The following is a 14,056-nucleotide window of genomic DNA, read 5'->3' on the forward strand; positions in this document are numbered from 1 at the left end:
TACTAAGTCGGTTTATCCTATACATCCTTGCGGGACGACAGGACTTTGTCAATCAGCCCATAAGCCCGGGCCTCTTCGGCGGACATGAAATTGTCCCGCTCGGTATCCTGCTGCACCTTCTCGACGGTCTGGCCGGAGTGTTTCGCCATCAGCTCGTTCATCCGCGCCTTGATCTTCAAAAGCTCGCGGGCGTGAATTTCGATATCGGTCGCCTGACCGCTCATGCCGCCGATCAGCGGCTGGTGGATCATCACACGGCTGTTGGCGAGGGCCAGGCGCTTGCCCGGGGCGCCCGCGTTGAGCAGGAACGCGCCCATGCTGGCCGCCTGACCGATGCACAGGGTGGACACGTCCGGCTTGATGAAATTCATCGTGTCGTAAATCGACATGCCGGCCGTGATCGAACCACCCGGAGAGTTGATGTACAGCGAGATGTCCTTGTCGGGGTTTTCCGACTCGAGGAACAACAGCTGCGCCACCACGAGATTCGCCGATTCGTCGGTCACGGGCCCCGCGAGGAACACGATGCGATCCTTCAGAAGGCGCGAATAAATATCATAGGCGCGCTCGCCGCGACCGCTCTGCTCCACGACCATGGGCACGAGGCCCAGCGCATGAGGTTCCGTCATCGATTTCATCGGCATCTCTCCCTTTTATTGCCTATCTATCAGGCATTGTTACCCATCAGCACGTCGAAGGCCAGGTTTTCTTCCTTGACCTTGCTCTTGCCCAGCACGAACTCGACCACGTTGTCCTCGAGAACCATCGAGGTCGGGCCTTCCAGGCGCTCGGGGCTGGCGTAGTACCAGGCGATCACGTCGGCCGGTTCCTCATAGCTGTCGGCGAACTCTTCGACCAGCGCCTTCACCTGCTCGGGCTTGGCTTCCAGCTTGTTGGCCTCGACGAGATCCGCCAGGATCAGACCCAGAGCCACGCGGCGTTCGGCCTGCTCGGCGAACAGTTCCGGCGGGAACGGCATGTCCTTGACCTTCATGCCGCGCGCTTCCATGTCGCGACGGGCCTGCTCCATCAGACGGCCGATTTCCATCTGGATCAGCGCCTTGGGCAGCTCGATTTCGGTCGCGTCAAGCAGCGCCTGCATGACGTTTTCCTTGGTGCGGGCGGTCAGGCGGCGCTTCACTTCGCGCTCGACGTTCTTGCGGATTTCCGCGCGCATCTTCTCGACATCGCCGTCGGCGATACCCAGCGCCTTGGCGAAGTCGGCGTCGACTTCCGGCAGTTGGGCTTCGGCCACGTTCTTCACGGTGATTTCGAAGACGGCCTTCTTGCCGGCCACTTCCTTGCCGTGATAGTCCTCGGGGAAGCTGACCTCGACGTTGCGGGTCTCGCCTTCCTTCAGTCCGCTGACACCGGCCTCGAATTCCGGCAGCATCTGCCCCTGGCCAAGCTGGAACGGGAAGTTTTCGGAGGTGCCGCCGTCAAAGGCCACGCCGTCGATGGTGCCCTTGAAGTCGATGATCACGCGATCGCCTTCCTGGGCGGCGCGCTCGGTGCGGGAGAAGCGGGTGCGCTGCTTGCGCAGGATCTCGATGGTCTTGTCGACCTCGGCGTCGCTCACCGGGGTCAGCGGGCGAACGATTTCCTTCTCGGACAGATCGCCGACCTTCACTTCCGGGTAGACTTCGAACACGGCGGAGAAGCGGAAATTTTCCGCATCGGCGGCTTCGGCCACCGGCTCGAAACGCGGATAGCCCGCCACGCGCAGCTTCTGTTCGCTCACGGCCTTGTAGAAACCCTGCTGCACCTGCTCGCCGAGGACTTCCTCGCGAATCTGCGCACCATAGTTCATTTCCACGATCTTCATCGGGGCCTTGCCCGGACGGAAACCCTGGATCTTGGCGGAACGTGCCGCGCGCTTGAGACGCTCGGCCACCTGGGCATCGATAACGCTCAGCGGCAACGCGACATTCATGCGGCGCTCGAGGCTGCTCAACGTTTCCAATTGTACTTGCATGTCCAATCCTTAAACTGTGAACGAGTGCTTTGTCGCCAGCAGCAAGGCAAGTAGCGCCCGCCACCACGAAAGGCGGAAGTATACCACGCTTGCCGGCTTTGTAAGCCCCCGCCACGATGGGGCGATATCGAGACAGATGGCGTCGGACCGCCTTTTTGCAAGCCCTCCCGGGCAAGAAAATCGACTCGCATGCCCTTTGCAATTTTGATTTTTGATGCAATAATCAAATTATCTTTTAGTATTATTGGCTTGCACCATGAAAACCTCTCACGGAGGAAGCCGGGCCGGCGCCGGGCGTCAACCCGGCAGCGGACGTTTCAGCGGCGAACCCCTGACCCAGATGCGCATTCCGAGCGCCGACAAGGAGGCGGTCATCGATTTCGTCAAGCGGCGCCAGGCCGCTCGCCACGCCCCCCTCCCGCCCCTCGCTCTCGCGCCGGACACCGAAGCCCCCGGATTGGAGATCCCGTTCTACGCCAACCGGGTCGCCGCCGGCTTCCCGTCGCCGGCCGACGATTACCGGGACGGCGCCATCGATCTGAACCGCTATCTGGTCGAGGACGCGAGCGCCACCTTCATGGTAAAAGTCACCGGCGATTCCATGATCAACGCCGGCATCGCCGAGGGCGATATCCTCGTCGTCGACCGGGGGCGCCGCGCCACGCACGGCGCCATCGTACTCGCGGCGGTGGACGGCCAGTTCACCGTCAAGCGGCTGCACCAGCGGAACGGCCGGCTCGCCCTCATTCCGGAAAACCCCGCCTACCCGATCATCGAACCGCGCGACAGTCAGGAATGGCAGATCTGGGGAGTGGTCACCGGATGCGTGAAGAAATTCTGAATCCTCGCACGAACCCACTCATGAAACCCGCCAACGAGCGCCGCATCGCACATCTGGACATGGACGCGTTCTTCGCCTCCGTCGAGCTGTTGCGCTATCCGGACCTGCGCGGGCAGCCGGTGGTCATCGCGGGACGCGCGGAGCATCGCCCCGTGCAGCTCGCCGATGGCACGCGACGCTATTCGCGCCTGCGCGATTACGCGGGCCGCGGCGTCGTCACCACCTCCACCTACGAAGCCCGGGCGCTTGGGGTGTTTTCCGCGATGGGCGTCATGAAAGCGGCGCAGCTCGCGCCGGATGCCATTTTGCTGCCGACGGACATCGATGCGTACCGTCAGTATTCGCGCCGCTTCAAGGAAGCCGTCGCCACCGTGGTTCCGCACTACGAGGATCGCGGCATCGACGAAATCTACCTCGATCTGAGCGACATGGACGAGGACAGCCGAACGATCGCGCAGAAACTGAAGGACGCGGTGCGCGACGCCACGGGGCTGAGCTGTTCGATCTGCGTCGCGCCCAACAAACTGCTGGCCAAGATCGGCTCGGACCTCGACAAGCCCGACGGACTGACACTGCTCTTGGCCGAGGACCTGCCCACGCGCATCTGGCCTCTGCCCGTCCGGAAAATCAACGGCATCGGCCCCAAGGCCGGCGAAAAACTCGTCGGCGCCGGCATCGACACGATCGGCGCCCTTGCCGGGGTCCGCCCGGACGAACTGATCGCCACGTTCGGACCGACCTACGGAGCATGGCTGCACGACAGCGCCAACGGCCGCGACGACCGCCCCGTCATCCTGCATTCCGAACCCAAGTCGATCAGCCGCGAGACCACTTTCGAACGGGATCTGCATGTCAAACTGGACCGCGGCGCGTTGACCCGCTGCTTCACGCAACTTTGCGAACGCGTGGCCGGCGACCTGCGCCGCAAAGGTTACGCCGGACGCACCATCGGCATCAAACTGCGCTTCGCGGATTTTCATACGGTCACGCGCGACCTGACGCTGCCCGCCCCCACCGACGACGCGGGCAGGATCCGCCAGGCGGCGGGCGAGTGCCTGCGGCGCATCGTACTTGGCCAGCGCATCCGCCTGCTCGGCGTACGCGTCGGCACGCTGTCTCCCGCCGAAACCGCTTCACCCCCCATTCCCACCCAAGGCGATCTTTTTGACGGATGGGCCCCGCAATAAATGCCCATGGCATTTATTGCGGGAATTTGCCACAATGCGCAAACCCGCCTCCACGAGAACCCCATGGGCAAATTTGTCATCCTTGCCGCCTGCGGCCTGCTAATGCTGGGCGCGGACATTCAGGCCGCCACCCGGCCTGCGGCGTCCCCGGAGCTGCGCCGGCAGCTCATCCGCAAAAACGTGCCGGCGCGCTGGCTGGACCGTTTCACCCGTCCCGCGCGAAAAAGCCGGTGACCCTCCGGTTCATGCCGAAGTCATGGATGATTGATTTGCATCAAGGGATGCCCGCCTTGCCTTTCGGTAAGGTGGGCCACCATGAAACCGCACTCTCCGGATCCGACGCCCGCCAGCCCCCCGCAGCAGACCCTGCACTGCCTCGCCCGCGTCTCGACCACGCTCAATGCCCTGCTCCGGCAGCTTGATCTGGTGTTTCACGACCTGGACGACGCCCGCATTTTCAGCGAAATACTCGAAGCCAATCTGCGCGGGCCGCTTGACGGTGAACGCCTGCTGGAAACCCAGCTGAAGCCCTGCAACGCCTTCTCTGTCGCGCAGGCGTCGGGCATTCCGCGGGAGACGGTGCGGCGCAGAGTCAACCGGCTCATAGAAGATGGCTGGCTGATGCCGCACCGGAATGGCGGACTGGTCTGCACGTCGGCCGCCATTCACGGCCTGGCGGCCCGGCACGCCGGACTGCTGGCGCAGCATCTTGACTGTCAGGACGAGACCAGATCGCCCGCCTCCTGCTGCCGCAATTGCGCCTCGAAACGCTCGGCCGTCACCGCCGGCGACCACAAATAACCCTGCCCCAGCGAACAACCGAGCATGATGAGCCGGTCCCGCTGCAACTCGGTTTCCACTCCTTCGGCGATTACCGCCATACCAAGATTGCCGGCCAGCGAGACGATGGCGCTGACGATATTGCGCGCGGACGGATCGTGTCCTAGGCGGGCGACGAATGACCGGTCGATCTTCAGGCGGGAGGCCGGGAACGACTGCAGGTAGGACAAACTCGAATAGCCGGTACCGAAATCGTCGATGGCCAGCGTCACTCCCAGACGGCACAGCGCCTCCATGGTCAGGGCCGCATCCTCGGGATGCAGCATCAAGGCGCTTTCGGTGATTTCCAGCACCAGCGCCGCCGGCGGCAGGCCCGATTCGGCGAGCTGGCCGCGGATTTCCTCCACCAGCTCCGGCCGGGAGAACTCTCCGGCCGAAACATTGAACGCCAGTGACAGCAGGCCAAAACGCTTCACCCAACCGGCCGCCTCCCGGAAAAACCGCTCGCGCATCTGCCACTCCAGTTCGGGAAGAATGCCCATCGCCTCGGCGACCGGCAGCATCTCGGCGGGCGAAATCCGCCCTCTTTCCGGATGCACCCAGCGCAGCAGGGCCTCGGCGCCGACGATGCGGCCGCTTTCCATATCCACCACGGGCTGGTACTGGAAGGCGAACTGACCGGCCAGCATGCCTTCGCGGATCGCCGACTCCATATCGAGCCGCGCACGCACGGCCACCTCCTGCTCGCGGCTATAGAAGCGCAAGGCGCCACCCGAAGCGGAACGGGCTTCCTGCAACGCAAACCCCGCCTGCTTGAGCAGTTCCTCGGCCCCACTCCCGTCCGCCGGATAGCAGGCGATACCGATCGCCGCCGTCAACGCGATGCGCCGCCCACCCGCCGGCATCGGATCCTCGACGGCGCGCCGCACGGCATCGATCAGCCCGGCCAGCGCCCGATCTCCGCCATCCGCATCGGCCAGCACGGCGAACTCGGCGCCCCCAAGCCGCGCCACGCTGCGCACCGGCCCCGCCGCATCGGACAGGCGCCGGGCCACTTCGACCAGCAGCGCATCGCCTTCCTGATGCCCATAGGTATCGTTGATGGCCTTGAAACGGTTCAGATAAACCCGGATCACCGCCAGTGGCCGGCCCAGACTTTGCGCGCGGGCGAGACTCTGCACCAGCCGGTCGGTCAGCAACCCCCGGTTGGCCAGACCGGTGAGCATGTCGTAATGCGACAGATACTGAATGCGTCGCTCCAGCTCCAGGCGTTGCGAGAGGTCCACAACAGTGGCGGACACAAAACTGCCTTCGCCGGTGGTGATCGGCTGCAAGGACACCCGAACCGGAAAACGCCGACCGTCCCGGTGCTGGCCGAACAGCGTGGGACGCAACCCCATCTGGCGCGGACGGGGGTCGGCCATGTAGTGACGCGCCAGATGGTTATGCGCCTCCCGCTGTGACTCCGGCAGGAGCTGGTTGACCGGCTGGCCGAGCAGTTCATCGACCCGATAGCCGAACATCGCGGCGCCCGATTCGTTCACCGAACAGATGCGCATCGCGGCATCGCACAGCACGAATCCGTCAGTGGATGCGTTGAAGACCGACTGAAAATGCCGCTCGACGTTGTCCAGCAACCGCTCCATACGGCCAAACTCTCCGGGCATTCCCCAGACGGGCCGGGGAGGGTCGCCGGCAACCGCGGCGCCCGTCCGCTCATTGCCGAGGCGCGCCGCCAGACGCTGCAGGTGCTTCCAGGCGCGATCCATGACAATCACGAAATAGCCGCCCGCGCTCAACGAAAACAACAATCCGAACACAATGACAGTCGCGGGAAGCGCAAACACCCTGACGATCTGCCGCCATACCTCCTCTTCCGGCAAGGCGGCCAGCACCACCCAGTCCTTGCCGGCCAACGGAGCTTCCACGCGCCAGTAGCGGCGCCCCTCCACCTGCATGAACGCGGAGGACTCCTCGTCTGGCGTAACGCGCCAGTGCGCGGGCAGGGGGCGCCCGGCCGACTCGCCCAACAATTCGATCCCCGAACGGGTTGCCACCTTGATTTGCACATTGCGTTCCGGCAGCGCGGGCAGGGACAGGGCATTGAGCCGCATGGCCAGCAGTACGCTGCCGACCTTGCGCCCTTCGCGCCACACCGGCATCACCAGATAACTGACATTGTCCCGGGTGGCCGGCGAGACCAGGGGAGGACCGAGCCAGGCCCGGCGGGAAGCACGCAGCGACTCGAAAAACGCCAGCCGGCGAAATGCCGACTCGGCCTGTGGCGTCACGCTCCTGGCCGAGCACAGCACCCGGCCGTCCGCATCCAGCAACGAAACATTGGAGAACGCCGGCAACGACAGCAGTTGCTCGCGCAGCGCCTCGTCCGGACACACGGCCATGCCGCCGCGCATGGGCCAGCGCCGGGACGCCAGGCTTTGCGCCGCGGCGAACCCGACTTGCAACTGACGCTCCAGATCGACACGCACAAGTCCCGCCATAGCAGCCAGATCCGTTTGGGCACGGTTCATCCGGTCCGTCACGTACACGCTGAACAACCAGCCCAGCGACAGGCACAGGGGAAGCGTGATCACCAGAAGGTACAGAGACAGATAGCGCGAGAGTTTCACGGTATGAGCGGCAGGAGCGGTTCAAAGGGAACCATTTTTACTCTTTTAAACACACTCATTCCATTGGAATATTACCCATTATGGGCATTTCCCCTGTGGCAATGACGCATTCACACAACGCCCATCGGTCATGACCCGACCGCTATGTCCTCGTATTCGGATACTCCGGTTTGCTGCGATGAATCGCGAAAAACGCTCGTACATTGCGCACATTCGCATCCATCGCGAACACGCGCTGCGATAGCGCATGGTAGGCCGGCATATCCGTCACCGAAACAATCATGACGAAATCAGGCCCGGGCGACACGCGCCAGCACTGAACCACCGCGCCCTCCCCTGCCATCCGAGCCTCGAACGCGGCCAGCGCGTCGCTGTCCTGCCTGTCCAGCGTAATCTCGACAATCGCCTCCAGCTCGGGCCCCAGCATGCGCCGGTCGATCTGGGCCGTCACCTTTCGTATCACCCCGATGTCTTTCAGGCGCCGCACGCGGCGAAGGCAGGTTGGCGGCGAGGCGAACACCTTTTCCGCGAGAGCTTGATTCGTCAGGGAAGCATCGTCCCGCAATACCTCGATCAATCTGCGATCAAGATCGTCCAGATCCACCCGTGGATTTTCTTGGTTCATGAGTCAAATTCTTTCATTAATGCGCAAAATATTTTCCATAAATTTTATATCAATCCAATATGAAATTTTTAGTCATCCACACAGAATTTTTGATTATTACTTTCATCCACGCTTCACTACCATGGCCGCATCATCCACCGACATGGAGACGACTTATGTGTGGTATCGTTGCCGCCGTCGCACCCCGCGACATCACCCCCCTGCTTCTCGAAGGCCTCAAACGCCTCGAGTACCGTGGTTATGACTCCTGCGGCGTCGCCGTTTACCAGGACGGAACCCTGCGCCGCTGCCGGGGAACGCGCCGCGTGGCCCAGCTGGCCGAGTCGGTGGCGCAGGACGGACTCACGGGCTTCACGGGCATTGCGCACACGCGCTGGGCCACCCACGGCAAGCCGGCGACCCATAACGCCCATCCGCACTTCTCGCCGCACCGTGACAAACCCCGCCTCGCCCTCTCCCACAACGGCATCATCGAGAATCATCAGGCGCTGCGCCAGGATCTGGAAGCGGCGGGCTACCGCTTCGAAAGCCAGACCGACACCGAGGTGATCGCCCACCTGATCGATCATCTTTACGAAGGCGACCTGTTCGAAGCGGTGCGACTCGCGGTCGGCAAACTGACCGGCAGCTACGCTATTGCCGTGATCTGCCGCGAGGAACCCCACCGGGTGGTCGGCGCGCGCCAAGGCTCACCGCTGGTGATCGGCGTAGGCGACGGAGCGCACTTTCTGGCATCGGACGCCATGGCCCTGGCCGGGCACACCGACCGCATCGTGTATCTGGAGGACGGCGATGTGGCGGACATCCAGCTCGAACGGCACTGGATCATCGACCGGAACGGTCGGCGCATCGAACGGGAAGTTCTGACCGTGCCGGCCTTCACGGCCGCGGCGGAGCTCGGACCTTACCGGCACTTCATGCAAAAGGAGATTTTCGAGCAGCCGCGCGCTGTGGCAGACACGCTGGAGGATGTGAACGGCATCATGCCGGAGCTTTTCGGCGACGGCGCCTACCGCGCATTCCGCGAAGTCAAATCCGTGCTGATCCTCGCCTGCGGCGGCAGTTATCACGCAGGACTCACCGCGAAAAGCTGGATTGAACAGCTCGCAGGGCTGCCCGCGACGGTGGAAATCGCCAGCGAATTCCGCTATCGCCACATCCTGCCCGATCCGGACACGCTGGTGGTGGCCGTTTCGCAAAGCGGCGAGACCGCCGATACCCTCGGGGCGCTAGAGCGCGCGATGGAACTGGGCATGACCCGCACACTCGCCATCTGCAACGTCGCCAGCAGCCAATTGATGCGCCGCGCCGCGCTGGGTTTCGTGACCCGGGCCGGGGTGGAAGTCTGCGTGGCGTCGACCAAGGCATTCACCACCCAACTGGTCGCCCTGTACCTGCTCGCCCTTGCGTTGGCCGAAACGCGCGGGCAACTGGGGGAGGAGGAAGCCGCGGCCCATCTGACCGCGCTGCGGCACCTGCCGCTGGCGATCCAGGGGGTGCTCGCCCTCGAACCGCAATTGATCGCCTGGTCGGAGGATTTCGCCCGCAAGGAGCATGCCCTGTTCCTGGGTCGGGGCATGCATTTCCCGGTCGCGATGGAAGGCGCGCTCAAGCTCAAGGAGATCACCTACATCCACGCCGAGGCCTACCCGGCGGGGGAGCTCAAGCACGGCCCCCTGGCACTGGTCTCGGAGGACATGCCGGTGGTCACGGTGGCGCCGCGCGATGCGTTGCTCGACAAGCTGCGCTCCAACATGCAGGAAGTGGGCGCTCGCGGCGGACAATTGTACGTGCTCACCGAGGCGGACACCGGCTTCAGTTCCACCGAAGGCCTGTCCGTGATCCGGCTCGCCGAGCATTACGGACTGCTCTCCCCGATCCTGCATACCGTGGCGCTGCAGCTCCTGGCCTACCACACCGCCCTGGCGCGCGGGACCGACATCGACAAACCGCGCAACCTCGCCAAATCGGTGACCGTCGAGTAATTGACCGTGGCCCGGTTAGGAGTTGATCAGAAAAAATAAAGTCATTAATGACGAAGGCATGATTAATTGCTTGCCAGTAGTACGAAACAAAGAGGCCCGGAATGGCCTCTTTTTGTTGGAAATTGTTTGGTTTGATAATTCACATGGAAGGATCGAAGGGGCCGCTCGTCGGCCTAAGCGGACAGTATCTACCAAGAGCCGCGACGTCCGGTTCAGGATTGGAAGCTGTCGTGAAGGTATCGGGGGGGGCGATTCATTGACAGATCCAATGGCTTGTAAAACAAGGCAAAATGCCCGTAACATTCATAGGCTGTACTCACAGACAGACCAAATATTCACCTGCACAGGTGTATATTTCACGTTAGGCAGCCAAGAACATGTTATCTCGTGGATACAACCATCGCGGAGGCTGTGCCTGCCGCTTCTGCCTGCCTTCCAAGGCGGGAGAAACTCTACCGACCACTGCAGATCTCGTCTCAGTGGAAGGCTTGAGCCATAGTTATACGCTGCCCACCACTTGCCCTGTTTGCGGGGAGGCAGTCTTCTTATTTATGTCAGAGCACGGCGGCAGGGTGTTTTTTGACGAGCTAGGTCCTCCCTGGCCCAAGCATCCATGCACTAATGACGCCCTAGCTGCGCCATTGGCGACATCGACTGCTGCGAACAACCAGGTATTGTCTCGGCGTTACGCATGGCAGGAAGCCGGGTGGCATCCCATCACCGAAGTCTTGGTTGAGGCAAGTAGCGAAAGTGTTCGCCTACGCGGCTTGCATGATGGCAAACGGTTAGCTTTGTGCATTCTCTTGTCCGAACTGGATGACCTATCCGACCCTGTGGCAGAGCTAGCTTGCTCACCAATTCACGCTCGGCACACAGTTACGGGCTTATACGAGGTGGCCTTTCTAAGCTCAGACATTCGTCCCAGAATGGTCTCAGCCGTACCTGAGGACACCGGTCGGCGCTAACTCTCGTGGATGGCTACCTAAGGCCGACTGAATCGCCCTGGAGCTTGTAGACAATTAAGCCTCATGGAAAATGGTAATGGCTGTTCTGTAAACAGAGCCGGCCATTTTTCTTTGAAGTGTTCATCAACTGCAGAGAGGCAGGCTACCGGCTATCTCGCAATGGCCTGGCTATTGATCGGCCGAAGCAGTCGTCTAACCTCAAAACATTCTACGACTGCTCTTGGCTTAAAAACCGACGATTGACGGGGCTGACGGAAGTCCGGATCATTCACGTAGCCCTTGCAAGAAAAAAACGTCCACGTCACCACCATGAAAAAAATCCTCAAGAATGCCCTGCTCGGCACAGCCGTCAATATTGGCGGCACCTATTCTATCAGCTACATTGCTTCGATCAGCTATGCCGTCTTTCTCGCTAGTCACAACGTTGGGTACCGAGAGATATATCAATCTCTCTATTCTGTCGGCTTTCTTACGTTTTTACTGCTGGTCAGTGTCCTGCTAGATATCCTAGGCGGCTACATTGCGGCCGCATTGAATAGCGAACGCCATGTTCTGGTCGGGATGCTATCCGCCTTGCCGTGTCTTTTTATAGGAGTTTTTAGTCTACTCAGCCCGTTACCTAACCCTACTCCGATATGGTTCATCCTTATATCATGGTTGGTGGTCATTCCAGCTGCGATGATTGGCGGGTATCTGGCTAAACGTTTGCATACAGTGACGGAGACACCAGTCGGGGCCTGACGTCAGCAAGTAGGGGGCGCTCTTCTAGTGCGCCGTCGTTCGCGTGCCCTCTTGATCTGTGAGCGTCGGCAGGAGAGACTTTTGATTTGAGCAGACTCTCCGACCGCTTCGGCCGAAAAACAGTCATGAAGGCCAAGATCGTCGACTGTGACCGGTTGTCGGCCAAAGCTGCCATCCCGTAAACAACTGCCCGATGACCGTGTTGCACAAAACCCCGGACATGCTCTGAGACCGCCATCATGCGGGACCCGGGCGCTCCCTGAGATAACGGACAAAACGTCCTCCCCATCGCCTTCCCGGCGCTCAGATTGTGCCGGCCGGCGGCCCATGCGATCATGCCTCCGGGGTCGGCCCGGCCTAATGCTTGCGTGCGCCCCTCTTGATCAGGAGACATGCGCCATGTCGACGCTCTATCAGTTTCCCTTCTCGCACTTTTGTGAAAAGGCGCGCTGGGCACTGGATTACAAACAGCACCCCTATGCAGTCCGCAATCTGCTGCCACTGTTCCATCTGACCACCACGCTGCGCCCGGGCAGAAAAACCTCGCTGCCCCTGCTGATCGAGGGAGATCTGCGACTGCAGGACTCCGGCGAAATCATCGACTATCTGGACCGGCGTCATCCGCACAAGCCGTTGACACCCATACCGGCGGAGGAAGCCCGTCTGGCCCGCGAATGGGAACGGGTACTGGACAAAGACCTGGGCGTTACCCTGCGAAGGTGGTTCTATTTCCATACCCTGCCAGACACGCCCCATGCCCGATATTTTCTGGAGCAGGACCTCCCCGCCTCGCGGCGGCATTTGTTCCGACTGTGCTTCCCTCTGGTCCGGCGGGCCATGCAACACAGGATGCGCATCACGCCGGACACCGCCGCTTCCGCTCTGGATACGTTGGAAAGGACGCTGGACAGGCTGGACACCATCGTTGGCGGGCAACCTTTCCTGGTCGGAAACCATTTCAGCCGGGCCGACCTGACCGGCGCCGCCTTGCTCTCCCCGCTCCGGGCGCGGGGGCGCACACAGGAAGAGCTGCAAGCCATCTTCTCCCCGCCGGTTTGGCAGTGGTGGAAATCGTTCCACCAGCGCCCGACCAGCACTTGGCTGGAGCAGATGTACCGGGATTACCGGTGACCTATCCCTTCCGTGAGCCATGAAGGTCCGGTCAACCTCATCGGCGCCCGCCCCACAGGAGAAGGACAGTCGCGCCCGATTATCCACAAAACGCCAAAGGCATCCCGCCCTTCCCCCGCACAAAACTCAAATAGCACAATGCACAACCTGCGTTTACCCTCCTCGAGGCGCAGAGCGTCACCTCTCTGTCACCCTGTTCCCATCGTGGTTCGCACTGGTCGTGCCGGATTGGCCGCACTTATTGATTAAAGGCGATTTCCAGTTATTTCGAGGCGGCCCCCCACCAGCGCTGCGCGTCTTGAGAAGATCAAGGTCGAATGCCAGACCCGCCCGCTGATTCGTTCATTCCTGGACTTCGTTCTGAAAAGTGAATGGCATCACCCTTTGAAAGGCGATGCCCCCCAGAACGAGCGTCAATCGGTGCGCGCGGTGTGTTGCAAGCGCCTTGTCGGCAACGCCTCATGAGCCAGCGCGGCGAGGCGGCGCCGGCGCGGGGATATTCTGCTCCGGGCGGGAAGACACGGATACCTGCGAGAGTCCCGGCGCCGCACTCAACATGACCATGCGCGAATCTGCCGGTCATGCTCGCGGGAGAACAAGAGCAAGGCCGCGCAGGCACCGATCAGCGCGCAGAACATGTCCGATTGCGTGTCCCATGGATCGCCCTGGGTACCCAGGAATGCGTCCGCCCCTTGTCCCATGGCCAGGGCCGAGGTCCATTCGAGCAATTCGTAAGCGGCACTGATGGCCAGGGCAATGCAGATCGTGACGAAGGCCAGCATTTTGCGTCCGGCAACATGCCGACCCCGCAGCAGGATTTCGCGGATGATCAGTGCCGGAACGAAGCCCTGGAACAGGTGCCCGATCTTGTCGTAGGGGTTACGCTGGGTTCCCAGCAGATGGGCGAGGTCGAAGCCGAGTGGAACCCGGGCATACGTGTACTTGCCGCCCAGCATCAGTACGCAGCAGTGCAGGAAGATCAGGGCGTACACCAGCGGCGTGAAGGTGAAGCGGCGGTAGGTCAAAACCAGAAGCGGGATCCCGATGAGCACCGGCATGACTTCGAGCAGCCAGGTGGTCTGGTCGTACGGCTGGTAGCCCGATACGGCCAGCAACGCGATAAGCAGGAAGAGGCCGGCACGGCAGGGTGTGTCGGGATGCATGATTTTGTTTATGGATAATCGATGAATCGGCCA

At 61.8% G+C, this 14,056-nt stretch carries 12 protein-coding genes; 7 read left to right on the plus strand and 5 right to left on the minus strand.

Annotated features, from left to right (window positions below):
- Window positions 1-17: 17 nt before the first annotated feature.
- Together clpP and tig are read right to left on the minus strand one after the other, a co-directional pair.
- Window positions 18-638, minus strand: a complete 621-nt coding sequence (gene clpP / locus JNO50_RS10650) for an ATP-dependent Clp endopeptidase proteolytic subunit ClpP (RefSeq protein ID WP_189533109.1) — start codon at window positions 636-638, stop codon at window positions 18-20.
- 29 nt (window positions 639-667) lie between these two features.
- On the minus strand, window positions 668-1,975 hold the full coding sequence (tig, locus tag JNO50_RS10655) for a trigger factor (protein WP_189533111.1): 1,308 nt from the start codon (window positions 1,973-1,975) through the stop codon (window positions 668-670).
- A gap of 256 nt (window positions 1,976-2,231) precedes the next feature.
- Here tig and JNO50_RS10660 point away from each other — a divergent pair, with 256 nt between their 5' ends.
- The 4 genes from JNO50_RS10660 to JNO50_RS10675 all read left to right on the plus strand — a co-directional run bounded on the left by JNO50_RS10660 (window position 2,232) and on the right by JNO50_RS10675 (window position 4,804).
- The gene (locus JNO50_RS10660; RefSeq protein WP_189533113.1) at window positions 2,232-2,816 is read left to right on the plus strand and encodes a LexA family protein; all 585 of its coding nucleotides are present in this window, start codon (window positions 2,232-2,234) and stop codon (window positions 2,814-2,816) included.
- Between the two features lie 20 nt (window positions 2,817-2,836).
- Window positions 2,837-4,003, plus strand: a complete 1,167-nt coding sequence (locus JNO50_RS10665) for a DNA polymerase Y family protein (protein WP_189533116.1) — start codon at window positions 2,837-2,839, stop codon at window positions 4,001-4,003.
- Window positions 4,004-4,066: 63 nt separating this feature from the next.
- Window positions 4,067-4,237 (plus strand): hypothetical protein, encoded by a 171-nt coding sequence (locus JNO50_RS10670; protein WP_189533118.1) that lies wholly within the window; start codon window positions 4,067-4,069, stop codon window positions 4,235-4,237.
- A gap of 81 nt (window positions 4,238-4,318) precedes the next feature.
- Window positions 4,319-4,804 carry a winged helix-turn-helix domain-containing protein gene (locus tag JNO50_RS10675; protein WP_189533120.1) on the plus strand — a complete coding sequence of 162 codons (486 nt, stop codon included), beginning with the start codon at window positions 4,319-4,321 and terminating at the stop codon, window positions 4,802-4,804.
- On the opposite strand, the gene JNO50_RS10680 is transcribed toward JNO50_RS10675, so the two are convergent.
- Both JNO50_RS10680 and JNO50_RS10685 read right to left on the minus strand, forming a co-directional pair.
- A complete protein-coding gene (locus JNO50_RS10680) occupies window positions 4,720-7,413 on the minus strand; it encodes a bifunctional diguanylate cyclase/phosphodiesterase (protein WP_189533122.1) in 2,694 nt (897 codons plus the stop codon). The two genes, JNO50_RS10675 and JNO50_RS10680, sit on opposite strands and share 85 nt — an antisense overlap.
- 142 nt (window positions 7,414-7,555) lie before the next feature.
- Window positions 7,556-8,038, minus strand: coding sequence for an Lrp/AsnC family transcriptional regulator (locus tag JNO50_RS10685; protein ID WP_189533124.1), 483 nt, complete (start codon window positions 8,036-8,038; stop codon window positions 7,556-7,558).
- Window positions 8,039-8,193: 155 nt separating this feature from the next.
- On the opposite strand from JNO50_RS10685, the gene glmS reads away from it, so the two are divergent.
- From glmS to JNO50_RS10700, 3 genes are all read left to right on the plus strand, one after another.
- On the plus strand, window positions 8,194-10,023 hold the full coding sequence (glmS, locus tag JNO50_RS10690) for a glutamine--fructose-6-phosphate transaminase (isomerizing) (RefSeq protein WP_189533126.1): 1,830 nt from the start codon (window positions 8,194-8,196) through the stop codon (window positions 10,021-10,023).
- A gap of 1,274 nt (window positions 10,024-11,297) precedes the next feature.
- Window positions 11,298-11,729, plus strand: a complete 432-nt coding sequence (locus JNO50_RS10695) for a hypothetical protein (RefSeq protein WP_189533128.1) — start codon at window positions 11,298-11,300, stop codon at window positions 11,727-11,729.
- A 399-nt stretch (window positions 11,730-12,128) separates the two neighbouring features.
- The gene (locus JNO50_RS10700; RefSeq protein WP_189533130.1) at window positions 12,129-12,860 is read left to right on the plus strand and encodes a glutathione S-transferase family protein; all 732 of its coding nucleotides are present in this window, start codon (window positions 12,129-12,131) and stop codon (window positions 12,858-12,860) included.
- 551 nt (window positions 12,861-13,411) lie between these two features.
- Here the strand turns inward: JNO50_RS10700 and JNO50_RS10705 are convergent.
- Window positions 13,412-14,023 (minus strand): DUF2238 domain-containing protein, encoded by a 612-nt coding sequence (locus JNO50_RS10705; protein WP_189533132.1) that lies wholly within the window; start codon window positions 14,021-14,023, stop codon window positions 13,412-13,414.
- Window positions 14,024-14,056 lie beyond the last annotated feature (33 nt).

Origin of the sequence: Paludibacterium paludis (assembly GCF_018802605.1) — a bacterium.
GTDB classification, from domain to species: Bacteria; Pseudomonadota; Gammaproteobacteria; order Burkholderiales; family Chromobacteriaceae; genus Paludibacterium; species Paludibacterium paludis.

Bases quoted from the DNA above. Each gene is read 5' to 3' on its own strand.
- JNO50_RS10670 (WP_189533118.1), top strand. From the start codon at position 4,067: ATGGGCAAATTTGTCATCCTTGCCGCCTGCGGCCTGCTAATGCTGGGC.
- JNO50_RS10665 (WP_189533116.1), top strand. From the start codon at position 2,837: ATGAAACCCGCCAACGAGCGCCGCATCGCACATCTGGACATGGACGCG.
- JNO50_RS10660 (WP_189533113.1), top strand. From the start codon at position 2,232: ATGAAAACCTCTCACGGAGGAAGCCGGGCCGGCGCCGGGCGTCAACCC.
- glmS (WP_189533126.1), top strand. From the start codon at position 8,194: ATGTGTGGTATCGTTGCCGCCGTCGCACCCCGCGACATCACCCCCCTG.
- tig (WP_189533111.1), bottom strand. From the start codon at position 1,975: ATGCAAGTACAATTGGAAACGTTGAGCAGCCTCGAGCGCCGCATGAAT.
- JNO50_RS10675 (WP_189533120.1), top strand. From the start codon at position 4,319: ATGAAACCGCACTCTCCGGATCCGACGCCCGCCAGCCCCCCGCAGCAG.
- JNO50_RS10695 (WP_189533128.1), top strand. From the start codon at position 11,298: ATGAAAAAAATCCTCAAGAATGCCCTGCTCGGCACAGCCGTCAATATT.
- JNO50_RS10700 (WP_189533130.1), top strand. From the start codon at position 12,129: ATGTCGACGCTCTATCAGTTTCCCTTCTCGCACTTTTGTGAAAAGGCG.
- JNO50_RS10705 (WP_189533132.1), bottom strand. From the start codon at position 14,023: ATGCATCCCGACACACCCTGCCGTGCCGGCCTCTTCCTGCTTATCGCG.
- clpP (WP_189533109.1), bottom strand. From the start codon at position 638: ATGAAATCGATGACGGAACCTCATGCGCTGGGCCTCGTGCCCATGGTC.
- JNO50_RS10685 (WP_189533124.1), bottom strand. From the start codon at position 8,038: ATGAACCAAGAAAATCCACGGGTGGATCTGGACGATCTTGATCGCAGA.